16 protein-coding genes are annotated in these 18,117 nt (G+C 67.1%); 2 read left to right on the forward strand and 14 right to left on the reverse strand.

Features of this window, described 5'->3' with window-relative positions; genetic code table 11:
• Nucleotides 1-21: 21 nt before the first annotated feature.
• Entirely contained in the window at nt 22-1,305 is a 1,284-nt protein-coding gene (locus VF649_RS08385; RefSeq protein ID WP_331011511.1) for a citrate synthase, read from the forward strand.
• Between the two features lie 104 nt (nt 1,306-1,409).
• On the opposite strand, the gene VF649_RS08390 is transcribed toward VF649_RS08385, so the two are convergent.
• The 4 genes from VF649_RS08390 to VF649_RS08405 form a co-directional block, all read right to left on the reverse strand.
• On the reverse strand, nt 1,410-2,747 hold the full coding sequence (locus VF649_RS08390) for a HAMP domain-containing sensor histidine kinase (protein WP_331011512.1): 1,338 nt from the start codon (nt 2,745-2,747) through the stop codon (nt 1,410-1,412).
• The gene (locus VF649_RS08395; RefSeq protein ID WP_331011513.1) at nt 2,744-3,865 is read right to left on the reverse strand and encodes a DUF2336 domain-containing protein; all 1,122 of its coding nucleotides are present in this window, start codon (nt 3,863-3,865) and stop codon (nt 2,744-2,746) included. The genes VF649_RS08390 and VF649_RS08395 overlap by 4 nt, the downstream gene beginning before the upstream one ends.
• A gap of 33 nt (nt 3,866-3,898) precedes the next feature.
• Nucleotides 3,899-5,113 (reverse strand): hypothetical protein, encoded by a 1,215-nt coding sequence (locus VF649_RS08400; RefSeq protein WP_331011514.1) that lies wholly within the window; start codon nt 5,111-5,113, stop codon nt 3,899-3,901.
• A gap of 119 nt (nt 5,114-5,232) precedes the next feature.
• Complete coding sequence (locus tag VF649_RS08405; protein WP_331011515.1) at nt 5,233-5,520, reverse strand: Hpt domain-containing protein; 288 nt, start codon at nt 5,518-5,520, stop codon at nt 5,233-5,235.
• Between the two features lie 88 nt (nt 5,521-5,608).
• On the opposite strand from VF649_RS08405, the gene VF649_RS08410 reads away from it, so the two are divergent.
• On the forward strand, nt 5,609-7,822 hold the full coding sequence (locus tag VF649_RS08410; protein ID WP_331011516.1) for a hypothetical protein: 2,214 nt from the start codon (nt 5,609-5,611) through the stop codon (nt 7,820-7,822).
• A 4-nt stretch (nt 7,823-7,826) separates the two neighbouring features.
• Here VF649_RS08410 and VF649_RS08415 read toward each other — a convergent pair whose 3' ends face one another.
• The 10 genes from VF649_RS08415 to nuoI all read right to left on the reverse strand — a co-directional run bounded on the left by VF649_RS08415 (nt 7,827) and on the right by nuoI (nt 18,114).
• The gene (locus VF649_RS08415) at nt 7,827-8,099 is read right to left on the reverse strand and encodes a DUF1467 family protein (RefSeq protein ID WP_331011517.1); all 273 of its coding nucleotides are present in this window, start codon (nt 8,097-8,099) and stop codon (nt 7,827-7,829) included.
• Between the two features lie 77 nt (nt 8,100-8,176).
• Nucleotides 8,177-9,817 carry a ribonuclease J gene (locus tag VF649_RS08420; protein WP_331011518.1) on the reverse strand — a complete coding sequence of 547 codons (1,641 nt, stop codon included), beginning with the start codon at nt 9,815-9,817 and terminating at the stop codon, nt 8,177-8,179.
• A 74-nt stretch (nt 9,818-9,891) separates the two neighbouring features.
• Entirely contained in the window at nt 9,892-10,671 is a 780-nt protein-coding gene (locus VF649_RS08425) for a type III pantothenate kinase (protein ID WP_331011519.1), read from the reverse strand.
• Nucleotides 10,672-10,740: 69 nt separating this feature from the next.
• On the reverse strand, nt 10,741-11,439 hold the full coding sequence (locus tag VF649_RS08430; RefSeq protein WP_331011546.1) for a biotin--[acetyl-CoA-carboxylase] ligase: 699 nt from the start codon (nt 11,437-11,439) through the stop codon (nt 10,741-10,743).
• 8 nt (nt 11,440-11,447) lie between these two features.
• Nucleotides 11,448-12,899: an NADH-quinone oxidoreductase subunit NuoN gene (gene nuoN, locus VF649_RS08435; protein WP_331011520.1), complete on the reverse strand. Its 1,452-nt coding sequence runs from the start codon at nt 12,897-12,899 to the stop codon at nt 11,448-11,450.
• A complete protein-coding gene (locus VF649_RS08440; protein WP_414713652.1) occupies nt 12,899-14,422 on the reverse strand; it encodes an NADH-quinone oxidoreductase subunit M in 1,524 nt (507 codons plus the stop codon). Before VF649_RS08440 ends, nuoN begins: the two co-directional genes overlap by 1 nt.
• Before the next feature lie 103 nt (nt 14,423-14,525).
• Complete coding sequence (gene nuoL / locus VF649_RS08445; protein WP_331011521.1) at nt 14,526-16,622, reverse strand: NADH-quinone oxidoreductase subunit L; 2,097 nt, start codon at nt 16,620-16,622, stop codon at nt 14,526-14,528.
• Nucleotides 16,623-16,630: 8 nt separating this feature from the next.
• Nucleotides 16,631-16,936: an NADH-quinone oxidoreductase subunit NuoK gene (nuoK, locus tag VF649_RS08450; protein WP_157176463.1), complete on the reverse strand. Its 306-nt coding sequence runs from the start codon at nt 16,934-16,936 to the stop codon at nt 16,631-16,633.
• Nucleotides 16,933-17,547, reverse strand: coding sequence for an NADH-quinone oxidoreductase subunit J (locus VF649_RS08455; protein ID WP_331011522.1), 615 nt, complete (start codon nt 17,545-17,547; stop codon nt 16,933-16,935). The genes nuoK and VF649_RS08455 overlap by 4 nt, the downstream gene beginning before the upstream one ends.
• Before the next feature lie 81 nt (nt 17,548-17,628).
• On the reverse strand, nt 17,629-18,114 hold the full coding sequence (nuoI, locus tag VF649_RS08460) for an NADH-quinone oxidoreductase subunit NuoI (RefSeq protein WP_331011523.1): 486 nt from the start codon (nt 18,112-18,114) through the stop codon (nt 17,629-17,631).
• Nucleotides 18,115-18,117 lie beyond the last annotated feature (3 nt).

The raw sequence follows: 18,117 nt of genomic DNA on the forward strand, positions 1-18,117 counted from the left end.
AGAACAGGAGGAGATAGCTACATGGCTGACACCGCGAAATTCGAAATCGATGCCAAGGGCTTCGACTATCCCGTCCTGTCCGGCTCCACCGGTCCCGACGTCGTCGACATCCGCAAGCTCTACGGACAGACCGGCGCCTTCACCTACGATCCCGGCTTCACCTCGACAGCCAGCTGCGAATCGAAGATCACCTATATCGACGGCGACGCCGGTATCCTGCTCCACCGCGGCTATCCGATCGACCAGCTGGCGGAACAGTCCAGCTTCATGGAAGTCGCCTATCTGCTGCTGAACGGCGAACTGCCCGACGGCACCACGCTGGAAGAGTTCAAGACCACGATCACGCGCCACACGATGGTGCATGAACAGCTCGCCACCTTCTTCCGCGGGTTCCGCCGCGATGCCCATCCGATGGCGATCCTGTGCGGTGTCGTGGGCGCGCTCAGCGCTTTCTATCATGACAGCACCGAAATCACCGATCCGCACCAGCGGATGGTCGCCAGCCATCGCTTGATCGCGAAGATGCCGACGATCGCGGCGATGGCCTATAAATATTCGGTGGGGCAGCCCTTCGTCTATCCGCGCAACGATCTCAGCTACACCGCCAATTTCCTGCGCATGACCTTCTCGGTCCCGGCGGAGGAATATGAGGTCGATCCGATCGTCGAGGCGGCGATGGACAAGATCTTCATTCTCCACGCCGATCATGAACAGAATGCGTCGACCTCGACCGTTCGGCTTGCCGGATCGTCGGGCGCGAACCCGTTCGCCTGCATCGCGGCGGGCATCGCCTGCCTCTGGGGCCCGGCCCATGGCGGCGCGAACGAGGCCGCGCTCAACATGCTCCGCGAAATCGGGACGCCCGATCGCATCCCGGAATATATCGCCCGCGCCAAGAACAAAGACGACCCGTTCCGCCTGATGGGCTTCGGCCACCGCGTCTACAAGAATTTCGATCCCCGCGCGAAGGTGCTGTCCAAGGCCGCATCGGAGGTGCTGGAGAAACTCGGCCGCAACGATCCGGTGCTCGATACCGCCCGCGAACTGGAACGCGTCGCGCTGGAGGATCCCTATTTCATCGACAAGAAGCTCTATCCGAATGTCGATTTCTATTCGGGCGTGATCCTGTCGGCGATCGGGTTCCCGACCACGATGTTCACGGTGCTGTTCGCGCTCGCCCGCACCACCGGCTGGGTCGCGCAGTGGAACGAGATGATCGCCGATCCCGAACAGAAGATCGGCCGCCCGCGCCAGCTCTACACCGGCGCCACCCAGCGCGACTATATCCCCGTCACCGACCGCTGATCCAGCCATCTTCCTGACCCCTCTCCCTGCGGGAGAGGGAGGGGCCCACCGCCACCCGGCGGTGGGCGGCGGTGGGAGGGTGAGGCCGACCGGACCCTCACCCGCTACTCCGCCGGCAACACCAGCATGAACCGCGCTCCGTCGCCCGGCCGGGAGTCGAGCAGGATATCGCCGCCCATCGCCCGCGCCAGCCGGCGGGAGATATAGAGGCCGAGCCCGGTCCCGCCCGGCTCGTTCGGATCGACCCGCTCGAACTTCTCGAACACCCGCTCCTGATCCTCGGGCGCAATGCCCTTGCCCTGATCCGCCACCACGATCCGCACATCGCGGCTATCCCGCTCCCCGCGGATCCACACTGTTCCACCCTCGGGGGAATAGCGCACCGCATTGCTGATCAGATTGACCAGGATCTGCAGCGCGCGACCGAATTCACCCCGCGCGGCCAGCACCGTCTCCGCATCCGGCGCATCGATCCGCACCCCCGTCCGTCCCGCGCGCACCGCCAGCAAGCCAGACGCGCGCCGCGCGACGTCCGCCACGTCGATCGCCTCGTCCCGCGCCCGGAAATCGCCGCGCTCGATCGCCTGCAGATCGATCAGGTCGTCGACCAGCGACAACAGATGCCGCCCCGCACTCGCAATGTCGCCGGCATAATCCACATAGTCCGGCCGCAGATCCGCGCCGCCGGTCCGCATCCGGTCGGCATTGGCGATGATCCGGTCGATCGGCCCGCGCAGCGCAGCGCCCAGCCGTTCGCCGAAGGCCGGGTCCGCCGGCGCCGCAACCGCGTTCACCCGAACCGGGTCGACCAGGCTCGCCGTGCCCGCAAACCCGTCGAACCCGCCATCGGCATCAACCCGTGCCCGCGCCGCCAGCCGTACGGGACGCCCCGGGTCGGCCTCCAGCCAGGCGTCCTGATGGTCGAATGCCGCGCGTTCGCCCATCGCCTCGATCAACGGCAGGGTTCCCGCCGTGCCCGGCTGCAATGCGAACAGGCGGGTCAGCGGCTGCCCCACCATCGCAGCATGCGGGGGGTCCAGCCGCGTCAGGCGGAGGTGGCGGTCGGTTTCCCACCGCCAATCGACCGCGCTCCGCCGGAAATCGCCGGCCGGGTCGCCATAGGGTGCCTTGAACGGCATTCGCGACACCGTCTCGGTCCAGCCGACGATCGCCAGCGCCACCGCATCACCCTGTGGCGACGCGCGCACCCACAGGTCCAGGTCCCGGTCGCCATCCGCCGTGTAGACGCCGCGCGACACCACGATACCCAGCCGGCGGACCAGCCGCACCAGCCCGGCCAGTTGCGGGATCGCCAGCAATCCGCCGACCGCGCCACCCGCCCGCGCGTTCAGGTCCGCCAGCGCGGCGTCGGCCGTCACCAGCCGCCCGTCCGCATCGACCAGGCCGTGGATCGGCGCCTGCGTGCTCCCGGTGTCCGTCATTGCCGTGTCATCCCGCTCGCCAGAGCATCCAGCGCCGCGGCATAGGCCGGGTCCAGCCGGTGCAGATCGATCGCCGCATGCGCATCGGCGTGCGAAATCATGTCATATCCCGCCATCCGGTCCCCGATCCGGTCGACGGGTGCCGCGGCATCGGGCCAGCGCAGCAGCAGCGCCGCCGCCGCCGACCGCTCCAGCCCCGCCGCGCGCAGCAACAGCACCAGCCGCGCGCCGTCGGGGTCCAGCACCATGTCCCACGCCGCCGCCATCCCGATCCCGACGCGCAGCGCCAGGCTGGCGACCGCGACGGCGACCTGTCCCTCCGCCGCCAGCGCGACGGTCGCCTCGTCATCCGCAATCCCGGCGCGCAACATGCCCCGCGCCAATGCCATCGCCGCGCGGTCCAGCCCCGGCCGTGCGGCCGTGTCCGCCAGCATCGCCGCGCCCGCCGCCGCCACCGCGCGGTCCGCCACCGCCCCGGCGATCCGGTCATGCAGGTCGATCCAGTGGCGCACTGCTGCGGCCACCCGCCACACCAGCCGCACCTGCACCGCCTCCGCCAGGTCGGTCAGCCCCAGGGCGGGTTCCTCGAACGGGCCGAACCGTGCCGCCGTCAGTTCGGCGATCTGCCGCGCGGCGTTCGCCACCTCGGTATTGGCCTGCACCAGCAATCCGGCGAACAGCCCGCGCGCGACCAGCGTCGGGTCCTGCATCGCCGCCACCCGCGCCTGCACCACCAGCCGATGCTCATCGACCCGTCGGGCCAGCGCCGCGACCAGATCGGCATCGGCCAGCGTACCGGCGGATTCCAGCACCGGTCGCGCGATCGGCAACGTCATGTTGCCCAGCGCCATCAGTACCGATGCCGGCGCTGCCGCCTCCAGCCGCTTGACCAGATCGCGCCGCAACCTTCCCTCGGTCGCGCGGACCAGCCCGTCCAGCATCGCGCGCATCCGTGTCCGCCGGGCCTCGTCGATGCGGACGTCGTCGGTGCGGAACAGGTCGCGCGCCAGGATTTCCAGGCGGATCCGTCCGGTGCGCGCGGCGCGCGCGGCATCCGCCAGCACGCCGCCCGACGGCGGCCCACCCGCGGGCGCGGCAAGAGAATCGACAGAGTCCATGACCCTGCCTTACCGCGCCCACCTTAATTCGGCTTAAACCGCGCCCGGATCACCTACGGCGCGTGCCGCCCGCACGAAATGCGCCTGCATGCGTCCGAAGGACGCGGCTGCATAGAGGGCCGCGCCCGCGATCGCCCAGGGCCACCCGGCGATCAGGGCGATCGGTGCCATGCCCCAGGCGATTGCATCGGCGTCCGCAATCCACGCCGGCCCGCGATCGTCCGAAAGGCCGCCCAGTCCGTAAAGCGCGGACGTGGTCGCCCCGATTGCCGCCACGGTCAGCGCCGCCGCTAGCAGCGAGGCACCACCAAACGGCCAGCCCAGCGCCAGCAAGCCCAACGCCAGCATCACGATCCGCGCCCGCGCGATCGCCCGGCCGTGCCGGATGTCCGTCAGCCTCAGCCGCGCCAGCCGCGCCGCGATTGCCGCCACCGGCCCGGACGCCAGCGCCAGGCAGAACCCCGCCGCGCCCCAACCTGCCGCCGCCAGCGCCGCCGACGCCGCCGCCAGTCCCGCGCCCGCCGCGGCGACCGGCACGGGATCCACCGCCTGCCGCGCCAGCCAGCCGGCGACAGGCCCATCCACCAGCGCGAACAGCCAGCGTCGGGGCCAGCGCCGGGCCGGCACCCGTGATGCGCGCAGCAGATGCCGGTCCAGCCCCTCCAGCGCCTGCGTCCGATAGGCGATGCGCGGGCGCCCATCGACCGTGGCGGCACAGTCCACCCGCTGCGCGCCGGCCTGCACCGCGCGGCGCAACAGCGTCGATTGCGCATCCCAGTCACCCAGCATTGCCGCGGTCGATCGCACAGCCGCCCCGTCCAGCAGGCCAAGTCCGGCCCAGCGACACTGCGCATCGATTCGTTCATAATCGCTGGTGTCCGCCAGATCCGGCAGGGTCATCAGCGCGGGCGGCACCAGGGTGGCAAGCGCATCCAGCATCGCCTGATCCGCGACGCAGCCATCGGCCATCACCAACAGCCGCTCGTCGGGATGAAAGCGGTCGGCCGCATCGCCGATCGTCCGCGCCACCTCGATCGCCACACCGTCGCGGCGCAACCGGTCCAGCGCGGCGGTCAACGCCGCGGGCATCCGTTCGACCAGCAGCACCAGATGCGTTGCGCCGGCGCCCACCGCCTGCCGCGCCTGATGCTCGACCACGGTCCGCCCCAGCAACGGCAACGTCGCGCGCAGCCCGTCGTCGCCATCCAGTGCCGTCTCGATCGCGATGATGAGCGCTGCCAGCGCCAAGCCGTCGTTCCTTCCGGTCCGGGGTTCCTTCCCCCCCGGCCTCCGATAGGCGGATCCACCCGGCCTTGCCAACCCACGGCGGACTGCCGCCGGCGGCACCGCCGGCCGCGAATCGGGGATCAGGCGACCGCCGCGCGCACCGCCGCCAACGCCGCGCCGTCCCGCGGCGGCGCTTCCCCGGCCCAATCCGCCGCATGCATCAGTTCGATCGCGCCGAAACTGGCCGCCAGCCCGCGCAGCCGCCACGCCGCCTGCGTCCACTCCGTCGCAAGCTGCGCACGTTCGAGCGCGGCGACATGCGCGGTGGCGCTGTCGAGAAATGCGGTCTGCATTTCCAGGATCAGCGCCGGATCGTCGCCAAGTGCCGCAGATAACGCGGCTTCCAGTGCTCCAGGGTCATACGCCATGCCGTCATCGCTAGGCCGCCGCGGGTTAAGCAAAGGTTACCGCCGCCTTCCCCCGCACCCGAAATCTGATAGGGTTCGAGGCATGGGCATGGGGGCACGATGGGATGCGGCCCGCGACGAACAAGTCGCGGCGGACGCAGGCGACGACACCGTATCGATCGATCGGTCGATCGATACGGCACCGATCGACATGGATGACGCGGGCGACGTCGCGCCACCCCGCCGCGTCTGGGGCCGGCGGATCGCGGCGGTGCTTCCGGTACTGCTGGCGCTCGGCTGGCTCGGCTATGTCACGCTGTCCGCAACGGCGGTCCTCCCGCTCCCGCCGATCGAATTATCCACCATCTTCTCGGTCGGGCTGGTCCCGCTCTGTGCCGGGCTGCTGCTGTATCTGGTCATCGCCCGCGGCGGCCATGGCGAGGCGCGGCGGTTTGCTGCCGTCGCCACCGATATGCGCCGCGAAACGCGTGCACTGGAAACCGCGCTGGCGCGGATGGGTGGCGCCATTGCCGATCAGAATCGCCTGCTCGCGGATCAGGCGGGGCAGTTGATGGCGCTGGGCGACGAAGCCGCGTCGCGGATCGGCAGCGTCCGGGCCGGCTTCGCGCGCGACACCGCCGCTTTTGTGGATCAGGGGCAGGCGCTGGCACGCGCCACCGATGCCGCGCGGGTCGATCTCGGCGTCATCCTGGCGGATATGCCGCGCATCGATGCGCAGATCCGCAGCCTGGCCGAACGGCTGCGCGACGCGGGGCTCGGCGCGCATGAACAGGTCGGCATGCTGGATGCGCAGCTTGTCGCGATCACGACGCATGCGCAGGAGGCCGATCAGATCGCCGGCGCCGCGACGCAGCGGCTCGCCGCGCATCTCGCCCGGATCGAAGGGGTGAGCGACGTCGCCGCGCAGCGGATCGACGCCGCCGGCACCCGCATGGCCGCCACCGCCGATCTCACGCTGGATCAGGCCGCGCAGGTTCTCGACGATCTGCGCAAGGGCCTTGCCGCCGAACAGGCCGCACTCACCGCCATCGTCACCGGCTCGCACACGCTGCTCGGCACGGCCAGTACGCAGGCGCTTGCGGCGGCGCAGGGGCAGGTCGATCTGCTCGAATCGCGGCTTGCCGCCTTCGCGGAACGGATCGCGCGCGAAGGGGCCGCAGTCCAGACATTGGCCGGATCGCTTTCGATCGACCTTGATCGCGCTGCGAACCGCTTCGAAACGCTGGGCCAGGATGGCGGCAGCGTGACGCTTCACCTGATGGAACGGCTCGATCAGGCGCGACAGAGCGCGGATGCCGCCGCCGCTGCCGTCGATGGCGGCGCGGTGTCGGTGGACCGCCTGATCGGCCGCGCCGATCGCCTGACGCGGGCGATGGACGTCATCGGCACCGCATTGCAGGGCGCCGATTTCGCCTCGTCGCGGATCGCTACCCGCGTCGATCAGACCTTGCCCGTGCTGGAAGGATTTGCCGATATCGCGGGCCATGCCAGCGACGCGCTTGAACGCTCTGGCGAGGCGATCGATCGTAATCGCGCAGCGCTCGACGATCTGGTCGCCGCACTCGCCCGTACCGATGCCGATACGCAGGCGCTGGTCGATGCCGCAGCCCCCGCGCTGCTGGACGCGGTGCAGCGCGTCCGCAGCGCCGCCGACGACGCGGCGGAGCATGCCCGCGCCGCTTTCGCCGCCATCGGTCCCGATGCCGGCGCCCGGCTCGCCCGCGCCAGCGCCGAAATCGTCGACCGCAGCGTCGCGGCGGAGGTCGATCGCAATCTGGAAATGCTCACCGCCGCGGCCGCACGTGCCGCCGATGCCGCCGCTGCCGCATCCGAACGGCTGGTGCGCCAGTTACTGGCGATCGCCGAAACCACTGCCACCGTCGAAGCGCGGGTGACGGAAACCCGGGCGGAGGCGGCGGCTGCGGACGAGGCCGATTTCGCCGGTCGCGTCGCGCTGTTGATCGAATCGCTCAACTCCACCGCCATCGACATGACCCGCATCCTGTCGAGCGAGGTCGCCGACACCGCTTGGGCCGCCTATCTGCGCGGAGATCGCGGCGTGTTCACCCGGCGTGCGGTGCGCCTGCTCGACCATGGCGAGGCCCGCGCCATCGCCGGCCATTACGGCGCGGACGAGCATTTTCACGATCAGGTCAACCGCTACATCCACGATTTCGAGGCAATGCTGCGGCGCGTCCTGGCCAGCCGCGACGGCCATCTGCTGGGCGTCACGCTACTGTCTTCGGATATGGGCAAGCTCTACGTCGCGCTTGCGCAGGCGATCGAGCGCCTGCGCGCCTGACCGCTCAGACCGTGCGGTACCGGGTGAAGAAATCCAGCTGGTCCGGCTGGATCCATCCCTGCACATAATTGGCATAATAGAGCGCGAACACGATCGCCGAAACGATCGTCGTCCACAGGCAGGTCCGGCCGAACGCGAACCGCGGCGGCGCGCTTTCCGCCTGGCCGCGGATCGTCACGTCCGGCTCCGCGCTGGTCCGCAACCGGAACGGCAGCACGAAGAAGAAGCATAACGACCAGAACAGGGCGTAGATCGCGAGGATGGAGGTGAACTTCATGCTGTTGTCCTCACGATCGATCCGATGGGGCCGACCGTCATTCCCGCAACCGCAGAAATGACGATCCGCTCCGGGCGTCACACCCGGATCACCGACACATCCACCACCGGCTTCTTGCCGGTCCAGTCCGCCGCCGCACGCCGCACCGACAGGCGGATCTTCTCGTTCAGGCGGGCGGCATCGCGCTGGCCGTTGCGGGCCGCCTCCTGCACCGCATCGCGCATCTCCACCAGGAAATCGTCGCGATCTTCCTCGACCGGCATGCCTTGAATTGTCACGCCCGGCTCGCCCACGATCCCGCCCTGCTTGTTCAGTGCGATCGCCACGGTGATGATCCCGTTCTGCGCTATCCGGCGGCGTTCGTTCAGCGCCGCGCCGTCCGCCGGCAGGATCACGTCACCATCCAGGATCAGGCGACCGACCTTTTCATGCCCCACCAGCGCGGGGCCGTTCGGCGCCAGCCGCAGGAGCGTGCCGTTGGTCTGCACCACGCCCTTGGCAATCCCATTGTCCACCGCGAACCGCGCATGTTCGGCCAGATGCCGCATCTCGCCGTGCACCGGCACGATGATCTCCGGCTTGATCCAGTCATACATCTTCCGCAATTCGGGCCGGCCCGGATGACCGGACACGTGCACGAACGCCTCGCGATCGGTCACCAGGTGAACGCCCTTTTGCGCCAGCCGGTTCTGGATGCGGCCAACCGCCACCTCATTGCCCGGGATCTGCCGCGACGAGAAGATGACGGTATCGCCCTGCGACAACTTCAACTGATGGCTGTTGCTCGCCACCCGCGCCAGCGCCGCCCGATCCTCGCCCTGCCCACCGGTCGCGATGATCAGCAGGTCGGCCGGCGGCACCCGCATCGCCGCGTCGAAATCCAGCGTCTCGGGAAATCCCTTCATATAGCCGGTCGCCCGCGCCACTTTCAGGATCCGGTCCAGCGATCGGCCCGCGACGCACACCTTGCGCCCGGTGGCCACCGCCACCTCGCCCAGCGTCTGCACGCGCGCCGCGTTGGATGCGAAGCTCGTCACCATCACCCGCCCCTTGGCGGCACCGACGACCTCCATCAGCCCCTCGCGGACGTCCGCCTCGGATCCCGACTCCTTCTCGTTGAACACATTGGTCGAATCGCACACCAGCGCGGTCACGCCCTTCGCCCCGATCGACCGGATCAGGTCGGGGTCGGCCGGCTGCCCTACCAGCGGCTGCGGGTCCAGTTTCCAGTCGCCGGTGTGGAACACATTGCCATGCTTGGTCTGGATGAACAGCCCGTTCGCTTCCGGAATCGAATGCGCCAGCGGCACGAACTGCACCGCGAACGGTCCGAGCTGCATCGATCCCGCGACCGGGATGACGTGCAGCTTCACCTTCTTGGAAAGCCCTTCTTCCTCCAACTTGCCGCGGATCAATCCGGCCGTGAACGGCGTGGCATAGATCGGCACGCCCAGGTCCGCGGCCAGATACGGGATTGCCCCGATATGGTCCTCATGCCCATGCGTGATGACCAGCCCGACCAGGTCCTTCGATCGCTTCTCGATGAAGTCGAGATCGGGCAGGATCACGTCGATGCCGGGAAAATGCGGGTCGGCGAAGGTCAGGCCCAGGTCGACCATCAGCCATTTACCCTGCGTCCCGTACAGGTTGACGTTCATGCCGATCTCGCCCGACCCACCCAGGGCCAGGAAAAGCAGTTCATTACCGGGTTTGGTCACGCGTCTCTTCTCTCTTCAATATGCGCGTTCCGCCGCCGTTCCCCTTCCTGGGATCGACGGGCTTGGAACGGCGGTCAGTTGCGGCGCAGCCGCTCGTACATCAGGCCAAGGCCCTGGATCGTCAGGTCGGGTTCGATCGCATCGAACACCGCAGTATGTTTGTCGAACAGCGTGGCCAGCCCGCCGGTTGCGATCACCTTGACCGGTCGCCCGATCTCGGTCCGCATGCGGGCGACCAGCCCCTCCATCATCGCGATGTAACCCCAGTAGATGCCGATCAGCATCTGATCCTCGGTGTTACGACCGATCAGGCTGTTCGTCTCCGGCGCCGCGATCGCGATCCGCGGCAGCTTCGCCGCGGCCGCCACCAGGGCGTCCAGCGACAGGTTGATGCCCGGGGCGATGATCCCGCCCTTGTAGGCACCCGTGTAATCCACCACGTCGAACGTCGTCGCGGTGCCGAAATCTATCACGATCAGGTCGCCGTCATGCAAGGCATGCGCCGCCACCGTGTTCACCGCCCGGTCCGCACCCACCGACCGGGGCTCGTCGACGTCCAGCACGATGTCCCACACCGCCGGCGCCTGCCCCGCCACCAGGGCGGCCGTGCCGAAATATTTCTGCGCCAGCACCTGCAGATTGTGCAGCGCCCGCGGCACGACCGTCGACACGATGACGCCATCGACATCGCCGCGGGAATAACCCTCCAGCGCCAGCAACTGATGCAGCCAGACCGCATATTCATCCGCGGTCCGGCGGGGATCCGTCGCGATCCGCCACCGTGTCACGATCCGCCGCCCATCGAGCAGCGCAAACACGATATTGGTATTCCCGGCATCGATCGCAAGCAGCATGTCCCTCGCCTTACCCGATCTTGCCCGCGGGGTGTACCGCTTTGATGACGCCACCCAGGCCGGTCACGGTCATAGCAGGAACACGTCGCCGGCCCGCACGGTCCGCACCCCTTCGCCCGTGCGCAGCAACAGCCCGCCATCCTGGTCCAGCCCGTCGAACAGGCCGTCGACGCTGTCGCCATCGGCGGTTCGCACCTGCAACGCAGTCCCGGTCGCATGTGCACGCGCCAGCCACGCCCGGCGGACGATATCCAGGCCCTGCTGCCGCCATCCCTCGATCCAGCGGACCACGACCTCCGCCAGGATCTCGACGAACCCCGCCGGGTCGGGCGCAGTTCCTGTCGACGCCGCCACGCTCGTCGTGGACCGATCACGCAACGCCGGCGCGGAGGCCAGATTGACGCCGAACCCGATCACGACCGCATCCTCGGCACGTTCCAGCAGGATTCCCGAAATCTTCGCGCCCGCCACCATCAGGTCGTTGGGCCATTTGATCCGCACGTACAGATCCGGCGCGACCACGCCCATCGTCTCGTGCAGCGCGACTGCCGCGACCAGCGCCAGTGTGGGTGCGGGCGGATCGGATGGTCGTAACCGGATCAGCGTGGATGCCGAAACATTGCCGGGATCGGAGGTCCAGGCCCGCCCCTGTCGTCCACGCCCGCGCAACTGGCGACCCGCACGGATCCACAGGCCTTCCGTCTCGCCGGTACGCGCGCGCGCCATCACATCGTCGTTGGTCGATCCCGTTTCGGCAACCGTCTCGATGCGAGGGATCAGAACAGCGCCTTCGCCGCATTCAGCGACAATAGACCGAGCGGTCCGATCATCAGATAGCCAAGCGGCGACACCATCACCGCCGCGACCGCGATCAGCCCGCCTTCGACCGCGCTGCCGGACGGTGCGAACGCCGCCGCTGGCTCGTCGAAATACATCGTCTTCACGATGCGCAGATAATAATAGGCGCCGATCACGGAAGTCGCGATCCCGATCATCGCCAGCGGCCACAGCCCCAGATCGACAACGGCATCGAACACCAGGAACTTCGGCCAGAAGCCGAACAGCGGCGGTATCCCGGCCAGCGAGAACATGAACATCGCCATTGCCGCGGCCAGCGCCGGCCGCGTCCGCGACAGGCCCGATAGGCTCGCAATCGTCTCGACAGGTTCGCCGTTCTGGTCACGCATCTGCAACACCACCAGGAACGACCCCAGCGTCATCGCGATATAGACCGCCATATAGGTCAGCACCGACGACACGCCCAGCGCGGTACCGGGAACCAGCCCGAACAGTGCGAAACCGACATTGTTGATCGACGAATAGGCCAGCAGCCGCTTGATGTTGGTCTGCCCGATCGCCGCGACCCCGCCCAATATGGTGGAGGCCAACGCGCAGAAGATCACGATCTGCCGCCAGCTTTCCGTCGCCGGCCCCATCGCCTCGATCGCGACGCGCAGCAGCAGTCCCATCGCCGCAACCTTCGGCGCCGACGCAAAGAACGCCGTCACCGGGGTCGGCGCACCTTCATAGACATCGGGCGTCCACATGTGGAACGGCACTGCCGAAATCTTGAACGCCAGCCCGGCAAACACGAACACCAGCCCGAACAGCCGGCCGAGTTGCACCGCATGCTCCGCCGGGGTCGAGAACACTGCGGCGATGCCCGCAAAGTCGGTCGTTCCCGTAAAGCCGTAGATCAGCGAGATGCCGTACAGCAGGATGCCCGAGGCCAGCGCGCCCAGCACGAAATATTTGAGCCCGGCCTCCGCCGACCGCGTGTCACGCCGCATGAACGACGCCAGCACATAGGCGGCAAGACTCTGCAGTTCCAGGCCCACATACAGCGTCAGCATGTCGCCGGCCGACACCATCATCCCCATGCCGACCGACGACAGCAGGATCAGCACCGGATATTCGGGGCGCAGCGACGCCCCTTGCGCAAAGAAGCGCGGCGCGATGATGATCGAGATTGCCGCCGCGACATAGATCAGCAGCTTGCAGAAGGCGGCGAACGGATCGGCATGGTACAGTCCGCCGAACCCGGTCCCGCCATGCCCCGCGGGGCCCAGCAGGAAGAACGCGGCCGCCGTCAGCACCGCGACCGAAGCGATACTGATCGCCCGCATCGCCCGATCGCCGCCCCAGGCGGACCACAGCAACAGGGCGATCGATCCTACGGACAGGATCAGTTCGGGCGCGGTCAGCGCGATCGAGGAAAGGGTCGACATCAATGCGCTCCACCATGTTCGGCTTGCGTTGCGGCGGGAACCGGGCGGCCGGCGGTGGGACGGGCATCGCTTTGCGGTGCGGTACGATCCAGACGGGTCAGCAGATAGCCGACATCACGCTGCATCGGCACCATGAAGCTTTGCGGATAGATACCCATCCACAGCACGACCGCCGCGATCGGAACCAGCAACGCATATTCCCGGACCGAAAGGTCCGCCATCGCCGCGACGTCCGGCTTGGTGAGCGCGCCATAGACGACGCGTCGGTAGAGATAGAGCATATAGGCCGCGCCCAGGATGATCCCGGTCACCGCAACGAAACCCGCAACGCTGCTGATCCGGTACACGCCCATCATCGCCAGGAATTCGCCCACGAACCCGGACGTGCCCGGCAGGCCGACCGACGCCATGGTGAACAGCAGGAACAGCACCGCATAGCCGGGCATGTTCCGCGCCAGACCGCCATAGCGATCGATCTCACGCGTATGCAGCCGGTCATACACCACGCCCACGCACAGGAACAGCGCGCCCGAGACCAGGCCGTGGCTCAACATCACCATCAGGCTGCCTTCCAGCCCCTGCCGGTTGAATGCGAACAGCCCGAACGTCACGAACGACATATGTGCGACAGAGGAATAGGCGATCAGCTTCTTCATGTCGTTCTGCACCAGCGCCACCAGCGAGGTGTAGACGATCGCGACCATGCTCAGCCCCAGCACCAGCCACACCAGTTGCGCGGACGCTTCGGGAAACATCGGCAGCGAGAAGCGGATGAAGCCATAGCCGCCCATTTTGAGCAGTACGCCCGCCAGGATCACCGATCCCGCGGTCGGCGCCTGCACATGCGCATCCGGCAACCAGGTGTGCACCGGCCACATCGGCATCTTGACGGCAAACGATGCGAAGAACGCCAGGAACAACCACGTCTGCGCATGGACCGGAAAATCATAGGCCATCAATGCCGGCACCGACGTCGTGCCCGCCTCGCGCGCCATCCACAGCATCGCGACCAGCATCAGCACCGACCCGAGCAGCGTGTAGAGAAAGAATTTGTAGCTGGCGTAGATCCGTTCGGCCCCGCCCCAGATGCCGATGATCAGGTACATCGGGATCAGCCCGGCTTCAAAGAAGATATAGAACAGGAAGATGTCCTGCGCCGCGAACACGCCGATCATCAGCGTTTCCATCAGCAGGAACGCCGCCATATATTCCGGCACACGCTTTTCGATCGCGACCCAGCTTGCGCCGATGCAGATCGGCATCAGGAACACCGACAGCATGATCAGCATCAGCGCGATGCCATCGATGCCCAGAGCCCAGGCGAAGCGGCCGAAGGCCGGTGCATATTCGACGAACTGCCACTGCGCCCCGCCGACATCGAACGACGTCCACAACAGGATACCGAGCGCGAAATCGACCAGCGTCGCGATCAACGCGATCCAGCGCGCCGATGCGGCCTTGGCGGCGCCATCGCCCGGCAGCAGCAGGCACAGGACCGCCGCCGCCGCGGGCACCGCGATCATGATCGAAAGAATGGGAAAACCGAGCACGTTCAATTCACCCCCGCCGTCGCCCGGATCGTCCCCGGGGTTCGCGTCGCCAATTCGGTTCTGGGTTGCGTCCGCATCACCGCGTCATCACCCAGGTAGCGGCTGCGGCCAGGCCGAGCAGCATCACCAGCGCATAGGTATACAGGTAGCCCGACTGCAGCCGCCGCGTCAGCACACCGCCACCGACCACCAGCCGCGCCATGCCGTTCGGGCCGAACCGGTCGATCGTTCCCTGGTCACCGCGCTTCCACAACATCCGTCCCAGCGCGAACGCCGGACGGACGAACAGGAAGGCGTAGAGCTCGTCGAAATACCACTTGTTGAGCAGGAAGGCATAGAGCCCGTGGAACGTCCCCGCGATCCGGCCGGGCAGGCTGGTGTTCAGCACATAGGCCCACAGCGCCAGCAGGAAACCGATCGCCATCGCGACCGTGGCGGACAGCTTCACCCACTCCGGAACGCCGTGCATCGCATGCATCAGATGTTCGTTGAACGCGATGCTGCCGCGCCAGAATGCGCTGCCCTCTTCCGCACCGATGAACGGCCCGTGGAACACGAAGCCCGCAAACACCGCTCCCAGTGTCAGCACGCCCAGCGGCACCAGCATCATCCACGGGCTTTCATGCGGGTGATAGCCCGCGGTCCCGGTCGCCACCTGATGCGCGCCGGCGTCGTGCGCATGGGGCGCATGGCCGGCATCTTCCTCCGCCGCCGGATCACCGTGCGGATGATGGTCGTGCGCATGATCATCATGATGACCATGACCGTGCGTGTCATGCACTGCATGCTGGATATGCTCGGACCCCGCCCAGCGCGGCGCGCCGAAGAAGGTCAGGAACACCAGCCGCCACGAATAGAAACTGGTCAGCAGCGCCGCGGCCACACCGACGGCAAACGCAACCTGCCCGGCGTCGGTCCCCGATGCATAGGTCGCCTCGATAATGGCGTCCTTGGAATAGAAGCCCGCAAAACCGAACACGTCGGCAATGCCCACCCCTGTAATCGCCAGCGTACCCGCCATCATCCCCCAGAAGGTGATCGGGATCGATCGGCGCAGGCCGCCATAGAACCGCATGTCCTGCTCATGGTGCATCGCATGGATCACCGATCCGGCGCCCAGGAACAGCAGCGCCTTGAAAAAGGCGTGGGTGAACAGGTGGAACATCGCCGCGCCATACGCGCCGACCCCGGCCGCAAAGAACATATAGCCTAGCTGCGAACAGGTGGAATAAGCGATCACGCGCTTGATATCCGTCTGCACCAGCCCGACCGTCGCCGCGAACAGCGCGGTCGCCGCCCCGACATAGGTGACCACCGTCAGCGCGGCCGGCGACATTTCGAACATCGGCGACAGGCGGCACACCATGAATACGCCGGCAGTCACCATCGTCGCGGCATGGATCAGCGCCGACACCGGGGTCGGGCCCTCCATTGCGTCGGGCAGCCAGGTGTGCAGCCCCAATTGCGCCGATTTGCCCATCGCGCCGACGAACAGCAGCAGGCACAGCACGGTCATGGTATCGAACCGACCACCCAGGAAACCGATCGTCGATCCGGCCATGCCGGGCGCCGCCGCCAGGATCGCCGGGATCGATACCGTCCCGAACACCAGGAATGTCCCGAAAATGCCGAGCGAAAAGCCGAAATCCCCGACGCGGTTGACGACGAACGCCTTGATCGCCGCCGCGTTGGCGCTCGGCTTGGTGTACCAGAAGCCGATCAGCAGATAGGAGGCGAGACCGACCCCTTCCCAGCCGAAGAACATCTGGATCAGGTTGTCCGACGTCACCAGCATCAGCATGGCGAAGGTGAACAGCGACAGATAGGCGAAGAAGCGCGGCTGATCCGGATCCTCCGCCATATAGCCCCAGCTATACAGATGGACGAGCGCCGACACCGAGGTGATGACGACCAGCATGACCGCGGTCAGCGCGTCCACGCGCAACGCCCAGTCGACCACCAGGTCGCCCGACCGGATGAACGGCAGCACCGTTTCGACATGCGGCGCGATCGACCCGTTCAGGAAACCCAGGAAGATCGGCCACGCCAGCGCACAGGAGGCGAACAGCCCCGCCGTGGTGATCAGCTTTGCCGGCACGGCGCCGATCATGCGCTGGCCCAGCCCGGCGACGATGGCTGCCAACAGGGGCAGGAAGACGATAGCGGTAATCACGGTCCGAATTACCCCTTCATCCGGTTGACGTCGTCAACCAGGATCGTGCCGCGTCCGCGGAAATAGATCACCAGGATCGCCAGCCCGATCGCCGCCTCGCCGGCCGCGACCGTCAGCACGAACATCGCGAACACCTGCCCCACCAGATCGCCGAGATAGGCGGAAAAGGCGACCAGGTTGATATTGACGCTCAGCAGGATCAGTTCGATCGCCATCAGGATGATGATGATGTTCTTCCGGTTCAGGAAGATGCCGAACACCCCCATCGCGAACAGGATGGCGGACACCACCAGGAAATGCTGGATCCCGATCACAGCGACACTCCCTTGCCCACCGGCTGATCGACGACGTTGCGGACCGCATCCTGCGGACGACGCTGGTTCTGGCGGCTGATATTCTGCGCACGCACGCCGCTCCGGGTCCGGTGGGTCAGCACGATCGCGCCGATCATCGCAACCAGCAGCACGAGCCCCGCCGCCTCGAAGATATAGAGATAGCGCGTGTAAAGCAGCGTGCCCAGCGCCTGGATGTTCGACATGCCCTCCGGCGTCGGCGAAGTGGCGGCGCTCAGCCCGATCCCACCCGCGCTCCATGCGCCGACCGCGAAGATGATCTCCGCCGCCAGTACGATCACCAGCAGCACCCCGAACGGCATGTACCGCCCGAACCCGGCCCGCAGTTCCGAAAAGTCGATATCCAGCATCATGACCACGAACAGGAACAGCACCGCGACCGCGCCGACATAGACGATGACCAGCAGCATGGCGATGAACTCGGCCCCGACCAGCACCATCAGGCCGGCGGCGTTGAAGAACGCCAGGATCAGCCACAGCACCGAATGCACCGGGTTGCGCGCGACGATCGTGAGCGCCCCGGAAGCGATCACGAGCGTGGCGAACAGATAGAAGGCGATCGTCTGGATCAAAGCGATACGGTCCTCAAACCGGTGGTCGTGATGGCGCTGCACCGTACCGGAATGGCACGGTGCGACGGAGTCGGGCGGGCCTTAGCGATAGGGCGCATCGGCGGCAAGGTTCGCCGCGATCGCCCGCTCCCAACGATCGCCATTGGCGAGCAGCTTGGCCTTGTCGTAGATCAGCTCCTCGCGCGTCTCGGTCGAATATTCCAGATTTGGTCCCTCCACGACCGCGTCGACCGGACACGCTTCCTGGCACAGGCCGCAGAAGATGCACTTGGTCATGTCGATATCGGACCGCGTCGTCCGGCGGCTGCCGTCGTCGCGCGGCTCCGCCTCGATCGTGATCGCCTGCGCCGGGCACACCGCCTCGCACAGCTTGCACGCGATGCAGCGCTCCTCGCCATTGGGATAGCGCCGCAGGACATGCTCGCCGCGGAACCGCGGGCTCAGCGGGTTGCGCTCATAGGGATAGTTGATCGTCGCCTTGGGCTTGAAGAAATACTTCAAGGTCAGGGCATGCGCCTTCACGAACTCCCAGAGCGTGAACGACTTGACGAGATAGGCGAGACCCATGGC

Source organism: Sphingomonas sp. (assembly GCF_036387535.1).
In the GTDB taxonomy this organism is placed as follows: domain Bacteria; phylum Pseudomonadota; class Alphaproteobacteria; order Sphingomonadales; family Sphingomonadaceae; genus Sphingomonas_R.